Source organism: Propioniciclava flava (assembly GCF_004126535.1).
Taxonomy (GTDB): domain Bacteria; phylum Actinomycetota; class Actinomycetes; order Propionibacteriales; family Propionibacteriaceae; genus Propioniciclava; species Propioniciclava flava.
This window is the reverse complement of record NZ_PPCV01000002.1, coordinates 254,384-269,150: the sequence shown is the minus strand read 5'-3', so window position 1 is coordinate 269,150 and position 14,767 is coordinate 254,384. Positions and strand designations below refer to the sequence as shown.

The 14,767-nt window shown below is 69.9% G+C and carries 11 protein-coding genes; 6 read left to right on the top strand and 5 right to left on the bottom strand.

From position 1 onward, the window contains the following. Nucleotides 1–73 precede the first annotated feature (73 nt). The 3 genes from C1706_RS04050 to C1706_RS04040 all read left to right on the top strand — a co-directional run bounded on the left by C1706_RS04050 (nt 74) and on the right by C1706_RS04040 (nt 6,044). The gene (locus C1706_RS04050; RefSeq protein ID WP_129457938.1) at nt 74–2,002 is read left to right on the top strand and encodes a cytochrome c oxidase assembly protein; all 1,929 of its coding nucleotides are present in this window, start codon (nt 74–76) and stop codon (nt 2,000–2,002) included. Continuing rightward, the gene (locus C1706_RS04045) at nt 1,999–4,248 is read left to right on the top strand and encodes a heavy metal translocating P-type ATPase (protein ID WP_129457937.1); all 2,250 of its coding nucleotides are present in this window, start codon (nt 1,999–2,001) and stop codon (nt 4,246–4,248) included. Before C1706_RS04050 ends, C1706_RS04045 begins: the two co-directional genes overlap by 4 nt. 185 nt (nt 4,249–4,433) lie before the next feature. Continuing rightward, a complete protein-coding gene (locus C1706_RS04040; protein ID WP_129457936.1) occupies nt 4,434–6,044 on the top strand; it encodes an Ig-like domain-containing protein in 1,611 nt (536 codons plus the stop codon). Nucleotides 6,045–6,161: 117 nt separating this feature from the next. Here the strand turns inward: C1706_RS04040 and map are convergent, their stop codons facing one another. The 4 genes from map to C1706_RS04020 form a co-directional block, all read right to left on the bottom strand. Continuing rightward, on the bottom strand, nt 6,162–6,935 hold the full coding sequence (map, locus tag C1706_RS04035) for a type I methionyl aminopeptidase (protein WP_129457935.1): 774 nt from the start codon (nt 6,933–6,935) through the stop codon (nt 6,162–6,164). Nucleotides 6,936–6,955: 20 nt separating this feature from the next. Further along, on the bottom strand, nt 6,956–8,254 hold the full coding sequence (locus C1706_RS04030; RefSeq protein WP_129457934.1) for an MFS transporter: 1,299 nt from the start codon (nt 8,252–8,254) through the stop codon (nt 6,956–6,958). Nucleotides 8,255–8,318: 64 nt separating this feature from the next. After that, complete coding sequence (locus C1706_RS04025; RefSeq protein WP_129457933.1) at nt 8,319–9,524, bottom strand: AMP-binding protein; 1,206 nt, start codon at nt 9,522–9,524, stop codon at nt 8,319–8,321. Between the two features lies 1 nt (nt 9,525). Continuing rightward, nucleotides 9,526–10,464 (bottom strand): 1,4-dihydroxy-2-naphthoyl-CoA synthase, encoded by a 939-nt coding sequence (locus tag C1706_RS04020; RefSeq protein ID WP_129457932.1) that lies wholly within the window; start codon nt 10,462–10,464, stop codon nt 9,526–9,528. Nucleotides 10,465–10,533: 69 nt separating this feature from the next. Here C1706_RS04020 and C1706_RS04015 point away from each other — a divergent pair, with 69 nt between their 5' ends. From C1706_RS04015 to menD, 3 genes are read left to right on the top strand one after another with little or no spacing between them, the layout of a single operon-like run. Beyond that, nucleotides 10,534–11,784, top strand: coding sequence for an isochorismate synthase (locus C1706_RS04015; RefSeq protein ID WP_164987423.1), 1,251 nt, complete (start codon nt 10,534–10,536; stop codon nt 11,782–11,784). Next, nucleotides 11,781–12,734, top strand: coding sequence for an o-succinylbenzoate synthase (locus tag C1706_RS04010; RefSeq protein ID WP_129457930.1), 954 nt, complete (start codon nt 11,781–11,783; stop codon nt 12,732–12,734). Before C1706_RS04015 ends, C1706_RS04010 begins: the two co-directional genes overlap by 4 nt. Further along, entirely contained in the window at nt 12,731–14,290 is a 1,560-nt protein-coding gene (gene menD / locus C1706_RS04005; RefSeq protein WP_241653415.1) for a 2-succinyl-5-enolpyruvyl-6-hydroxy-3-cyclohexene-1-carboxylic-acid synthase, read from the top strand. Before C1706_RS04010 ends, menD begins: the two co-directional genes overlap by 4 nt. An 11-nt stretch (nt 14,291–14,301) precedes the next feature. Here menD and C1706_RS04000 read toward each other — a convergent pair whose 3' ends face one another. Next, nucleotides 14,302–14,679: a hypothetical protein gene (locus tag C1706_RS04000; protein WP_129457929.1), complete on the bottom strand. Its 378-nt coding sequence runs from the start codon at nt 14,677–14,679 to the stop codon at nt 14,302–14,304. Between the last annotated feature and the right edge of the window lie 88 nt (nt 14,680–14,767).

Here is a 14,767-nt window from a genome sequence, read left to right as displayed (position 1 = left end):
TCCCCTGAGTTGAGGTTGCCCTGTGAGCACAGCGCCATCGTCGTCGCACGCCCCCCGGGTGCCCAGTACAGGCATGTTGATCGGGCTGGCCGCCGTCGTGGTGGCCGCCTACGTGGCGGTATGGCTGGTTGCTTTGGATCTCGCGGTGCGTCCTCCCTTGCCCGCACGGCTCCAAGCCGACGACGTCACGGGCGCGATCTCCCTGCTGGGGGATCTGACGGCTCGCCTGTCCGCCATCGGGACGCTCGGGTTCTGCGTGGCGGCGCTGGGTACTGGCCTCGTCGATGGCGCCCTGACCCCCGCGGGGCAGCGGTTCGCCCGGTCGGCGGGACGCCTGGCTCAGATCTGGTTCGCCGCCTCTGTCCTCAACACGTTCGCCAACCCCGCCTACGTCAACGGCGTCGGAATCCACACCACGCTCACCCCCTCGTCCTGGTGGACGTTCCTGTGGGCGTCCCCCTCGGCGCTGGCCTGGCTCACCTCCGCCATCGTCGCGCTGGGGTGCGTGATCGCCTCCTATGTATCGCGGCGCTGGGCCAGCTTCGCCTGGTGCTGGGGCCTGGGAATCGTCGCCTTGATGTTCGTGGCCGTGACCGGCAATGTGACCGTGGGCCTGAACCACGACTGGGCCACCGATGCCGCCGTCATCGCGACGCTGGCGTCGGTTCCGCTCATGTCGCTGGCTCTCGGCTCGTGGCTGTTCGGCACGCGGGACGCCGCGAGCAGCTACCACCGCCTCGCGCTGCCGCTGCTCCTGGTGGCCATCGCCGGACAGTCCCTGATCGCCTGGCAGCAGTTGGCCGGGGTTTCCCCGACGGCCACGCCCTACGGCGGCTGGCAACTCGCCATGGCGGGGATCGCCGCCCTGTGGCTGCTGAGTTGGATCCTCCGCGCGATCAGAGGCGCACGCCCGGGCGCAGGCATCGGGCGTGACGTGTTGCTCGCGGTGGCCTACGTGGCCTGCCTGGCCGCGGAGAACCACGTCCCGCCGCCCCGGTTCCTCGAACCGCAAAACATCATGATCAACTATTTGGGCTATCAGGTGCAGGTGGGCCCGACGATCGCGCGCCTGGTGTCCTTGGGGCGTCCCAACCTGCTGTGGGTCGTCATCGTGGTGGCGGCGATCAGCTGGTATGTCATCGCTTGGGTGCGTGCCCGCCGCCTGGGCCGTCCCTATCCGATCGTGCGGTTGGCCGCCTGGTGCGCCGCCTGGCTGCTGACGCTGTTCCTGGCCGTGACGGGCCTGTGGGAGTACTCGACCGTCCAGTACACCTGGCACATGGTCGTGCACATGACCGTCAACATGATGGTTCCGGTCCTTGCCGTTCTCGGCGGACCGCTCGGCCTCATCACCGCGGCGTCCGATCCCCGCCCAGGACGCGTGGGCGCGGCTGCTGCGCTGGAAGCCCTCGAAGCGTCTCGCCCCTGGCAGGTGCTGACCAGTCCCTTGGTGGCGTGGCTGCTCTATGTCGGCAGCCTGTTCGCGGTGTACTTCACCCCCGCGTTCACCTACCTCATGAAATATCACTGGGCCCACCAGTTGATGCTGTTGTTCTTCATGGTGACCGGCTACCTGTTCTTCGATCACATCATCGGCAGCGACAAGGCCGGACGCCAACTCCCCCATCTGCTGAAGCTGGCCTTGGTCATCTCGATCATGCCGTTCCACGCGATCTTCGCGGTCAGCATCTTGTCCAGCCGCAGCCTGATCGGCGCGGACTTCTACGAGACGCTCGCCGTCCCATGGATCACCGACCTGCTCGCCGAACAGAACACGGCAGGCCAGGCCACCTGGTTCTTGGGCGAGGTGCCGCTGTTCATCGTGATTGCCGTGCTGGCTGCGCAATGGTTCCGCCAAGACAGCAAGGACGCCGCGGAGATCGACGCCGCCGATGACTCGGGCGAGGACGACTCCTACGACGCCTACAACGACATGCTGGCCGAGTTGGCCCGGCGCGACCGCGGGGCCGGGGCTGGCGATCACGAAACGAGGACGTCATGAGCATCGACACCCAGCCCGCCCCGAGCGCACTGGATCAGCGCGTCGAACTCGACATCTCCGGGATGACGTGCGCCGCATGCGCCTCCCGCATCGAGAAGAAGCTCAACAAGATGGAGGGCGTCTCGGCCACCGTCAACTACGCCACCGAACGTGCCGTCGTGTTGGGGTTGGCCGCGGAGCGGGCCCCCGAGGCGGTCGCCGTCGTCGAGAAGGCGGGCTATGGGGCCTCGGAGGTTCGTGACGGGCAGGAGGCGGAGGGCTACACCGACCGGGTGAAGATGCTGCGCAACCGCCTGATCGTCGCGGCACTGCTGACCGTCCCGTTGGGCGATGTCGCGATCGTGCTCGCGTTGGCTCCCCAGATGCGGTTCCCTGGCTGGCAGTGGGTGCTGCTCATCACGGCACTGCCAGTCGTCTTCTGGTGCGCGTGGCCGTTCCATAAGGCGGCCTGGCGCAACGTGCGTCACGGCAGCACGTCGATGGACACGCTGGTCTCCCTCGGCATCCTCGCCGCCTTCTCCTGGTCGTTGATCTCGACGATTCTTGGAGCCGAGGATCACGAGGGGTTCTGGTTGGGCTACGGCATCGCTCCCGGCGGCGCGGACTCGCTCTACCTGGAGGTCGCCTCGGCGGTGACCACGTTCTTGCTGGGCGGGCGCTACATGGAGGCGCGTTCCAAGCGATCGGCGCGTAGCGTCTTGTCGGCCCTCGCCAAGCTCGCCCCGTCCTCGGTGCGCGTGATCCGCGACGGGGCCGAATCCGTCATCCCCATCGGGGAGTTGCTCGTCGGGGATCGGTTCTCGGTCCGTCCTGGCGAGCGGATCGCCACCGACGGCACGGTGGTGCTGGGTTCCTCGGCCCTCGATACGTCGATGATGACCGGCGAGCCGATCCCCCGCGACGTCACCGAGGGGGACGCCGTGCTGGGCGGGACGGTCAACACGACCGGCGCGCTCATCGTGCGCGCGGATCGCGTCGGCGCCCACACGCAACTGGCGCAGATGGCGGCCACCGCCGAGCAGGCCCAGGCCCGTAAGGCGTCCGTGCAGACGCAGGTCGACAAGGTGGTTTCCTGGTTCGTGCCCGCCGTGCTGGTGATCGCTTTGATCACCCTCACCACGTGGCTGCTGCTGGGCGGCGGCCCCCGTGCCTCCTTCAGTGCCGCCCTGAGCGTCTTGATCATCGCCTGTCCGTGCGCGCTCGGCTTGGCCACCCCCACGGCGCTCATGGTGGGTGTGGGACGCGGCGGGCAGTTGGGCATCCTCATCAAGGGCCCCGACGCCTTGGAGGCGTCCGGTGTGATCGACACGGTCGTGCTGGACAAGACCGGCACCCTGACCACGGGGGCGATGACCGCGACGGGCATCCACGCGCTGGGCGAGGCCTCCCCCACCGCCCTTCTGCGACATGCCGCCGCGGTCGAGGAACAGTCGGAGCATCCGCTGGCTCGTGCCATCGTCAAGCGAGCCGCCCAGGACGAGGTGGAGTGGGCGCGCGCCGTCGACGTCACGGCGATTCCCGGACGCGGTGCGGTCGGCCGCGTCGAGGACCAGGAGGTCCTGATCGGGAACGCCGCGCTCCTGGAGGAGCGGGGCATGGATGTTCCGGCCGAGGCGCTGGCGCGGGTTGAGGCCGCCGCCAACCTGGCCGCTACGGCCGTGCTCGTGGCGGTAGCCGGGCAATGCCTGGGTGTCATCACGGTGACGGACGCCCTCAAGGATTCCGCCCCGGGGGCGATCGCCCGGCTGAAGAAGATGGGGCTGCACACCGTTCTCCTCACCGGGGATCGTCAAGCCGCCGCCGACGTGGTGGGCGGCTTGGTGGGCGTCGACGAGGTGATCGCCGAGGTGCTGCCGACGCAGAAGGCGTCGGTGATCGAGCGGCTGCAGGCGGAAGGTCGCCGGGTCGCGATGGTCGGCGACGGCATCAATGATGCCGCGGCGCTGGCGTCAGCGAATCTTGGGTTGGCCGTGGTCTCGGGTACCGATGTGGCGCTGAAGTCGGCCGACATCATCTTGGTGCGGCGCAACCTCAATGTGATCCCGGACGCCATCGCGTTGGCGCGTCGGACGCTGCGCACGATCCGCGGAAACCTGGTGTGGGCATTCGGCTACAACATTGCTGCGATTCCCTTGGCTGCGTTCGGCCTACTGAATCCGCTGATCGCGGGCCTGGCCATGAGCCTGTCGAGCGTTTTCGTCGTGACCAACTCGACGCGCTTGCGGAGGTTCAAGCCCGGCGACTGACCTCATCAGGATGTAACCCCGTTATCACTTCGTGGCGTGGTCATGCCACCATGGTCGCGGACTATCGACGCCTCACCTGTTTTCGTCGGCGCCCGCATGACTCTTGCGGACGACGACACCCACCCCCGGAGGACGGAATGTTCGGGCGCCGGAACATCACCTCACCAGGGAGACAACATATGCGGATGCGGAGAGCAGCGGCGGTGGTCGCGGCGGGTCTCGTCGCGCTGGCGACCTTGCCGATGAGCACGCCCTTGGCCGCGGCGGCCGATCCGGTTCCCAGCCCGTGCGAACTCAGCAAGCCCCTGTATTTCGGTGGTGACGCGACGCCCAAGCCCGGGTTGAAGACTGACTGGAAGTGGCGCAACTCCACCACCGGGGCGGCAGCAGGACCGGCTGTCCAGAATGTCGGCGATTACTCGCTGCGTTCCTTCGCCCGAACCCTGACGAACACGACGTCCGGCAATGCAGCCCGGGAACTTCACGATGTCACGGCCTACTACTCGGCTACGCAAATGGCCGCCACGGTCAATCACCTCAACTACCTCCAGGCGCCCTGGGACGCCCAGTACGGCGCGTTCGTGACCCAGGGCGAGTTTCCGGCCGGGTGGGAGGGACGGGTCACTCCGCCCGCGGGCAGCACCGTCGAGATCTATGATGCGGGCGCCTGGGATGGCAGCGCGTACATCCTCGGCACCAAGATGACGGCCTCCGTGCCGGCCGAGTCGGTTCCCGTGCCACTCACCGGTACCGCCGCGATCCCCTACGACAACACCGGGCAGCGCCTTCCCGTCCGTGCGGTGGCATCGACCCTGGCACTCGGCCAGACGTTGACCTACACGACAGGCGTCTCCCAGGAGAACCCCACCGCACCGAATGGTTCGTACACGATCTTCATGGTGGATGATTTCACGGCCAAGATCTGCTTGCCGACGCCTACCGTGGCCGGATGGAAGGCCACGTCGGTCGACGGCCTGGGAACGGTGACGGGTACCGGGAGTTACCCCGGCGACGACATCACGGTCACCACGGCCGCCGGAGCGGTCCTCGGCACGGCCACCGTGAACGCCGACCTCACCTGGACGCTGACCCTGACCAGCCCGCTCCCGTCCGGCCCGAACCCGCTCACCGCCACCGAAACCGATGCGTCCTACTCCACGCCCACACAGCCCTTGCGTGGAACCTCAGCCCCGGCCCCGCACCCGGTGGGCACCCCCGCCCTAAGCGCCACGATCACCGATGCCCAAGGCGCCACGACCGCCGAGGCACCCCGCATCGTCACCACGGCCGACGCCTACCCCGTCACGTTCACCCTCACCAACACGGGGACGGCGAACGTCACCCACGTTCACCTGGCGGCACCATCGGCATCAGGCCTGACGCTCACGGCGCCGGTCTGTTCCCCCGACGTCACCGGTGACGCCGTCACGTTGGCCCCCGGCGCCACCGCGTCGTGCACCGCGACGCTCAGCGGGTTGACCGCCGACGCACCGGGCACGATCTCGATCACCGCCGACGGGGCCTCCCCCGTCTCCGAGTCCGGGGTTTCGGCAACGGCGGGCTACTGGGTCCAGTTCCGCGCCCCCCAGCCAACACCGTCGCCGACCCCCTCGCCCACGACGACTCCGACCCCCACGTCGTCCCCGACGGCCTCCCCGACAGCAAGCCCCACCGCCACCCCTGAACCGGGCACGCTGCCCTTCACCGGGGGCGGTCAAGCAATCGGCCTGGGCGCCGCGGGACTCGCGCTGGTAGCACTGGGTGCCCTCGGGATCCGCCGAGCACGCAAGGCCTGATCCCCTCACGACAGCCGCTAGCCCGGTGAACTCCTGCGAGTTCACCGGGCTAGCGGCGTTCTGACGGACGCGTCCGCGACACCGACGACGCCCCAAGCGCCATCGGTTCGGCCAGGGTTAGCGGGCGGGTGCTCCCGTCATGATCTCGGCACCGTCCCGGGTCACGGCGACGGTGTGCTCCGTGTGGGCGGTCAGACAGCCGGTGGCGCTGCGCAGCGTCCAGCCGTCGGGGTCGAAGACGAGTTCGTCGGTGTCGACCATCACCCACGGCTCGATCGCGATCAGTTGCCCCACGCGCAGCCGCGGGCCATGGTGGGCGCGGCCATCGTTGGGGATCGACGGCTCCTGGTGCATGGTCGAGCCGACACCGTGACCGCCAAACTCGGTGTTGACACGGAATCCGGCGCCGCGCAGCACGGCACCGATGGCTGCGGAGATGTCGCCGACGCGGCCGCCGGGGCGCACGGCGGCGATGCCCGCAGCGAGCGCGTCACGCGTCGCGTCGATGAGTCGTTGCTTCTCCGGGGAGTTCGTCCCGACGACGAAGCTGATGGCGGCGTCCGCGACCACCCCCTCCAGCGAGAGGGCCAGGTCGAGGGTCAGGAGGTCACCGTCGGCCAGCGCGTAATCGCGGGGCAGCCCGTGCAGGACCGCGTCGTTGACCGCCGTGCAGATGTAGTGGCCGAACGGTCCGTTGCCGAAGGACGGCGCGTAGTCGACGTAGCACGACTCTCCTCCCGCGCCCAGCATCATCTCCTTGGTCCACTCGTCGATCTCCAGCAGATTCGTGCCGACGACGGTGCGCTCCCGCATCGCCTCCAAAATGGCGCCCACCAGGGCTCCGGCGGCGCGGGCTCGCGGCAGGTCTTCGTCTCGCATGATCTCGATCATCAGTGCTCCTTCATGGGTGGTCAGGTGCCGGAGGTTTCGGGCATGCGCCAAAACACGACGGCGGAGATGAGGCACAGCGCGACCATCACTGCCTGGAACACCCAGAACAGGTCGAACTGCAAGGACGCGGTCGCCAGCACCGGGGTCAGGCCCCCGAAGACGGCCACGGCGACGCCATACGGCAAAGAGATGCCCGCGGTGCGCACCTCGGCGGGGAACTGCTCGGCCATCACGGCGGCGAGCGATCCGGCGTAGGCGGCCAGTAGCACGGCGTTCACCGCGACAGCCACGAGCACGCTGGACATGGTCATGCCGACCGTCGACAGCATCGGGACGAAGGAAACGGCCGATCCGAGAGCGAAGATGAGCAGCAGCGGACGCCGACCGAAGCGATCCGAGAGCCACCCCGAGACGGGCTGCAAGACGGTGAACGCCGCTAGCCCGACCATCGTCGCCAGTTGGGCGTCGGCCAGTTCGACGCCGGTGCGCAGGTGCATGATGCTGGGCAGCGACACGAACCAGAACTGCACCAGGGCCGTCCCGGCGGCCACCATGCCGATGACTCGCAGCACTTCCCTGGGGTGTTCGCGCAGGACCTTGGCCAGCGGACGTGACGCGACGCGTCCCTCTTGCCGGATGCGGTCGAAGGAGGCGGTGTCGGGCACAGCCAGGCGCAGCCACAGCCCCAGCAGGCCGAGGATCGCTCCCAGGCCGAAAGCGCCCCGCCAGCCCCAGGTCATCAAGGCCGCGTCCGGGAGGCGCAGGAACATGACCGCGGCCAGCAGCGAGGCCAGGAGGGTTCCTGCGCCGACCGAGACCTGCTGGAAGGATCCGGCCCAGGCCCGGCGTCCCGGCGGCGCGTTCTCGACGAGGTACGCCGACGAGATCCCAAATTCGCCGCCCGCAGACAGGCCCTGCACGCAGCGAGCCAGAGTCAGCACCACCGGCGCGGCCAGCCCGATGCGGGTGTAGTCGGGGACGAGCGCGATGACCAGGCTGGCCCCGGCCATGAGGGCGATGCCCAACGTCATGCCCGCGCGGCGTCCGTGCCGGTCGGCGTAGGACCCCAGCAGGGCCCCGCCGAGGGGCCGCATGAAGAACCCGATGGCAAAGATGAGGAACCCCGCGAGGAGTTGTGCGATCCGGTCACCGGAGGGGAAGAAGGACGCCGCGAAGTACGGCAGGAAGAAGGCGTAGATCGACCAGTCGAACCACTCCACGAGGTTGCCGATGGTGCCGGCGAACAGGGCCCGGCCCCTCCTCGCCGTGACGGCGTGCGTGCTGCTGATGGTCAGCCCCCTTCTGTCAGCAGTGCCCACCGTAACCGGGCGGGGGCTCCTTCGGTACGCCTTTGGCCGTGTCTGAGGGCCCTGCGGTGCTCTTTCAGCGTGTTTCGGCCTGCCCGAGCGCTTGGAGGGTGGCCGCTAGCTGCGCGGCGGCGCGACGATCGGGCTTGCCGGTGGGCCTCATCGGCAGCGTCGCGACACGCACCAGCGCGCGAGGCCGCTCCGCTGGACGCAGGGCCGCGGTGGCGGCGCGGGCCGCGTTCAGGTCGGCGTCCGGGTGGGTGGTGACGGCGGTGATCCGCTGCCCCCAGTGCGGGTCGGGGACGCCGACGACGAGCCATTCCCCGCCCAGCGTGGCGAGGGCTTCCTCCACGACCTGCGGGGCGACGTTGGTGCCGCCGCTGATCACGACGTCGTCGGCGCGCCCGAGGACGCGCAGGCGTCCTTCGCTCAGCGTTCCTAGGTCAGAGGTGACGAGCCAGCGCTGGCCGTCCTCATGGACGAAGGGCTGGGCGTCGGGCGCGACATCGAGGTACCCGTCGGCGAGCATCGGCCCCGCGAGCAGGATGCGTCCAGGTGCGGTCGGGGAAGGTGCCTCGGCGTCGTCGCGAATGCGGACGCGCACGCCCTCCAGGGGGAGGCCGTCGTACACGCAGCCCCCGGCGGTTTCGGTGGATCCGTAGGTGGTGACGACGCGTACCCCCGCCGTGGCGGCGCGGGCGGCCAATTCGGGGGCCAGCGCGGCACCGCCGACCAGCACGGCATCGAAGCGGGCCAGCCCTGGCGCCCCGACCTCCAGTGCGGCGTGCAACTGGGTCGGGACCAGCGACAGGTAGGCGCGACCGGGCCCCAACGCGGTGACGGCGCGCTCCAACAGGCCTGCGTCGAAACCCGAGGAGGGGGAATACACCACGGGTGGTATCCCGGCGACGGCGCTGCGCAGCACCACCTGGAATCCGGCGACGCCGTGCAGGGGCAGCGAGGTCACCCACTGCCCCGGGCCGCCCAGACGATTCAGGGTGGCGGACGCCGAGGCGAGCAGGGCGTCCATCGTGAGGCCGACCAGGTGCCCGCGACCGTCGGTGGATCCCGACGTCGCGATGATCACGTCGACCGACTCGGGGACGGCCCGCAACCGCGCCACCGCGGCGGTGTAGGCGTCCGCGTCGGGGGCCATCAACCACGGGCCAGCCTGACGCCCAGCGCGCCCCGCACGTGCACCACAGTGATCGAGCAGGTGCGCATACAGGGCGGCGATCGCGTCGGGGCCGGTGCCGCCGACGCCCCAGACCGGGGCGGGCACGTCAGTAGTAGTAGGGGTAGCCGGTCCAGTCGGGATCGCGCCGTTCGACGAACGCGTCACGCCCCTCTTGGGCTTCGGCGGTCATGTAGGCCATGCGGGTGGCTTCCCCGGCGAACACCTGTTGCCCGGCCAAGCCGTCGTCGGCGAGGTTGAAGGCGTACTTCAGCATGCGGATCGCCTGGGGCGACTTGGTGGCGATGATGGCCGCATACTCCAGGGCGAGCGATTCGATGTCGTCGTGGTCGGCGACCTCGTTGACTACACCCCAGCGTTCGGCGTCCTCGGCGGAGTATTCCCGGGCCAGGAAGAAAATCTCCCGGGCCCGCTTGTCGCCGGCCTGACGGGCCAACAGCGTCGAACCATAGCCTGCGTCGAAGCTGCCCACGTTGGCGTCGGTTTGCATGAACCGGGCGTGCTGCCGCGACGCGATCGACAGGTCGCACACCACGTTGAGCGAGTGCCCGCCGCCCGCTGCCCAGCCGCTGACCACGCAGATCACGACCTTTGGCATCGTCCGGATCAGGCGCTGCACTTCGAGGATGTGCAGGCGTCCGGCACGGGCTGGGTCGATCTGTTCGCGTCGGGTGGCCGGATCGGCGGACGCGTCCGCACCGTCGGTTTCGTAGCGGTAGCCGTCGCGGCCGCGGACGCGCTGGTCGCCGCCAGAACAGAACGCCCACCCGCCATCTTTCGCCGACGGGCCGTTGCCGGTGAGGATGACGGTGCCGACATCGGAGGTCATCCGGGCATGGTCGAGAGCCCGGTAGAGCTCATCGACGGTGTGGGGGCGGAACGCGTTGCGGACCTCGGGGCGATCGAACGCCACCCGGACGGCCGGCAGGTCATGCCCCTGCTCGTCCACGGCACGGTGGTAGGTGATGTCGGTGAAATCGAAGCCTTCGACGGTGCGCCACCGGGTCGGATCAAACGGGTTGCCCATGGTCGCCCAGCCTACGACAGGACCATCGGGATCGGGCTGCGGCCAGGCGCGACGGTAGACTTCCCCCTCGTGATCCCTACGCCGCCCACTGTGTCCGCGGCCCCGGTCGTGTGCACCGTCGCCGAGCCGCTCGAGGATTCCCTGCGTCGCGGTGTGCCGCTGGTGTGGGCTACCGGAGCGGACGCCGAGCGGCGGGCGTTGCTGGGGTGGGGCGAGGCCGCCCGCTTCACCGCGCACGGCGCGCAGCGTTTCACCGATCTCGACGCGGGGTTCACCACTTTCCTCGCGCGCACCTCGCGGGCGGTCGTGTCCGGCGGCGTCACCGCGCCGGTCGCGTTCGTCACCACCAGCTTCGCCGACGACTCCGCGACCGCGTCGGTACTGATCGTTCCCGCGCTGCTGGGGGTGTGGCAGGACGGCGTCCTCACCGTGGTAGCCAATGCCCCCGACACGTCCGGCGCTTTGCCGCCGGTGAGTGCCCCCGCCGAGTTCGAGGAACTCGACCTGCGTCCGGGGACCCTCACCCGTGAAGGGTTCCGGTGCGCCGTGGCCGCCGCAGTGCAACGCCTCGCGGTCGGCGACCTGGAGAAGGTCGTGCTGGCCCGCGACCTGGAGGCCACCGCGTCCCGCCCGCTCGACGTGTCCGCCCTGCTGACCCGGCTGCAACGGGCCAACCCGCAGTCCTACACGTTCCACGTCGACGGCATGGTCGGTTCCTCACCGGAGATGCTGGCCGCCGTCGATGGACGCCACGTGCGCTCCCAGGCCCTGGCCGGGTCTGCGCCCGTCAGCGGCGACCTCACCCTGGACGATGTGACCGCCACCCGGCTCGCCAGTTCCGGCAAAGACCACGCCGAGCACGCTTACGCGGCGGCATCGGTCGCGGAGAAGCTCGCCACCGTCGCGGCGGTGCGGCGCTCCGACCCTCACGTGATCCGGCTACCACGCATCATGCACCTGGCCACCGACATCACCGGGGAACTCCGCGAGCCCGCCAGCGCGCTGGCGGTCGCCGGGGTCCTTCACCCCAGCGCCGCGGTCTGCGGGACGCCGACCGCGCTGGCCGCGTCCGTCTTGGCTGAGTTGGAAGGCTTCGATCGTGGCCGCTATGCGGGCCCGGTGGGCTGGCTGGACGCCTCCGGCGCCGGGGAGTTCGCCATCGCCTTGCGGTGCGGGCAGGTAGAGCAACATGGCACCGGCATCCGGCTGTACGCGGGCGGCGGGATCGTGGCCGGTTCTGACCCGTCGGAGGAACTCGCGGAGACGGCGCGCAAGTTCCTGCCCATGTACGAGGCGCTGTCCCCGGTGGACCGGCCATGATCGCGGTCTACTCCACGGGCCTACGCGATCGGTTCCGCAACCTGGACCGTCGCGACGGCGTCCTGCTCCGGGGGCCCGCCGGGTGGGGCGAGTTCTCCCCGTTTTGGGATTACGACGACGTGACCTGCGTCCCGTGGCTGCGTGCGGCCGTCGAGGCGGCGACGCTGCCCTACCCGACGCCGGTGCGTGAGCGGGTCGCGGTCAACGCCACTGTGCCTGCCGTCGGGCCGGTTCGTGCCGCCGAGATCGTCGCCTCCTCCGGGTGCACGACGGTGAAGGTGAAGGTCGCGCAGGCCGGCCAGTCGCTGGGTGAGGACCTCGACCGGGTCGCCGCCGTCCGGGACGCCCTGGGCCCGTCCGGGCAGGTGCGCGTGGACGCCAACGCCGCCTGGTCACTGGAGGACGCCGTGCGGGCTGTTCCCGCCCTGGATCGTGCAGCCGGGGGTTTGCAGTATGCCGAGCAGCCGGTGGCTGGCGTCGATGATCTGGCCCGGCTCCGGCGTCGCGTGTCGGTGCCCATCGCGGCCGACGAGTCGATTCGCCGCGCGTCCGATCCGCTGGCGGTCAAGCGCGCAGAGGCCGCCGACGTGGTCGTCATCAAGGTGCAGCCCCTGGGCGGCGTCCGGGCCTGCCTGGCCCTGGTGGCCGAACTGGGTTTGCCGATGGTGGTCTCCTCGGCCCTGGAGTCGTCGGTCGGGATCGCCGCGGGGGTGGCCCTCGCCGCCGCCCTTCCAGGGATCGAGTTGGCCTCGGGGCTGGCCACGGTCACCATGTTCGAGCAGGATGTCGCGGCCACTCCCCTCGTCCCTGAGGCGGGTTCGCTGCCTGGGGGACGCGTCGCCCCCACCGCGCTGACGCACGCCCCGGACGCGGTGGCTGCGCGCTGGCTGGAACGCCTGCATCGGGTCGCCGACGTGGGCGGCATCGATCTGGATGAGGTGTTGGCATGAGTTCCACCCAGATGGCCCGTGAGGTGATCGCACGGCTCGTGAGCACGGGCCTGCGGCACATCGTGATCGCGCCCGGCTCGCGGTCGGCGCCACTGGCCTATGCCGCGGCGGATGCCGAAGCTGCAGGGTTGGTGCGGGTGCACGTCCGCGTCGATGAGCGCACCGCCGGGTTCTACGCGCTCGGGTTGCTGAAAGCCCATGCGCTCAACGGTGAGCATCGTGCGGTGGCGGTCGTCACCACGTCGGGCACTGCGGTGGCGAACCTGCATCCAGCCGTCCTGGAGGCTTCGCATACGGGGCTGCCGTTGGTGGTGCTCAGTGCGGATCGCCCCCACGAGTGGCGCGGGACGGGCGCCAGCCAGACGACCCATCAGCCGCACCTGTACGGGGTGGCGACGCGCTGGTCGGCCGATCTTCCGGCGCGCATGAACCCTGCCGCGGTCCAAGGCCAGGTGACCAGGGCGGTGGCGGCGGCGCTCGGCACGATCACCCGCGATCCGGGGCCGGTCCAGCTCAACATCGGCTTCGCTGAGCCGCTGGTGCCCGCCGACCGCTGGGAGGACATCGGACGGTTGATGCCCACCGAGGTGATCGCCCCAGAACTGGGCGCCAGCGCCGCCGCGCTCCCGCCGGACGCCCGCACGTTGGTCATCGCGGGGGACGGCGCGGGGGGGAGTGCTGCAGAGTTGGCCCTGCTCGCGCAGTGGCCCCTGCTGGCCGAGCCGTCGTCGGGGGCGCGCGTCGAGGGTGCGATCGTCCACTATCAGCGCCTGGTGGCCGACGGGCTGGCCGATGATGCGCGTCGATTGATCGTGTTCGGGCATCCAACCTTGTCACGGACGATGTCGGCGTTGCTGGCCCGCGGTGATCGTGAGGTGATCGTGGTGTCCCCCACCGCGCGCTGGAATGACGTCACCGGTCACGCGACAGCCATTGTTCCCGCGGTGACGCCGCCGCCCGCACGGGTCGCGGACATCGCCTGGTTAGAGCGCTGGCGTGAGGCCGACGCCGCGGTGGCCCGCACCTACGTGCCCTCACCGATCGAACAGGTGGCGCTTGCGGTCTGGGAGGCGCCCGGCGTGCTGCTGTTGGGCTCCTCGAACACGGTGCGCGCCTTCGACACCGTCGTTCCCGGAAGGGATCGCGGCGTCCGCGTGCTCGCCAACCGGGGCCTTGCGGGGATCGATGGGCTGATCTCTACCGCGCACGGGCTGGCCATCGGGCTGGGCGCACCGGTGCGCGTCGTGCTGGGGGATCTGAGTTTCGCTCACGACGTCGGCGGGCTCGGGCGGGGGACGCTGGAGGCCGAACCCGACCTGGACGTCATCGTGGTCAACGATCACGGCGGGGGGATTTTCGGCGGCCTGGAACACGGGCGCGCGCCGCGTCCGCTGTTTGAGCGGTTCTTCGCCGCAGGTCAGGTGCTTGATCCGGTCACGCTCGCGCGGGGGTTCGGCGCCGACGGCGTCAGGGTGGAGGCTGCGGGTCTCGCGGACGTGCTGGCGTCGTACCAGGGCGGGCGGCGCGTCGTCGAGGTGCCGCTGCCGCCGGTGTAGTGCCGGACGCGTCAGCTGGCTGCGATCAGCAGGACGCTCAGCATGAGCACGGTGCTCACGGGCATCATCAGTTTGCGCTGGCGTCGGCTGCTCGACATGGCGTTGAGGATGACTTGGCAGGCGCCGTAGGCGAACACGATCCAGGCCAGGGCGCGAATGAAGGGGGCATCGTGCCCGGGCAGCAGGTCGGCACGGCTCAGCAAGACGAGTGCAGCCACCGCGTAGGCGAGGACGGCCCAGCGTGCCACCTGACGCAGCCGAGGGGTGGCGCAGCGATGGCGACCACCCCACAGGTATTCGCCCACGGGTTGCCCCAGGGCCAGCAGGGCCTGCAGGGTAGCGAGAAGGGTCAGCAAGGCGAGCGCCACGATCACGGGCACGACGATCATGAAGCCTCCCCTCTGCACCGTCGCGGTCGAGTCGACGGGTCCATTGGTTCAACCTAGCGTCGAACGTCCCCGATTGGGGACTTTACAA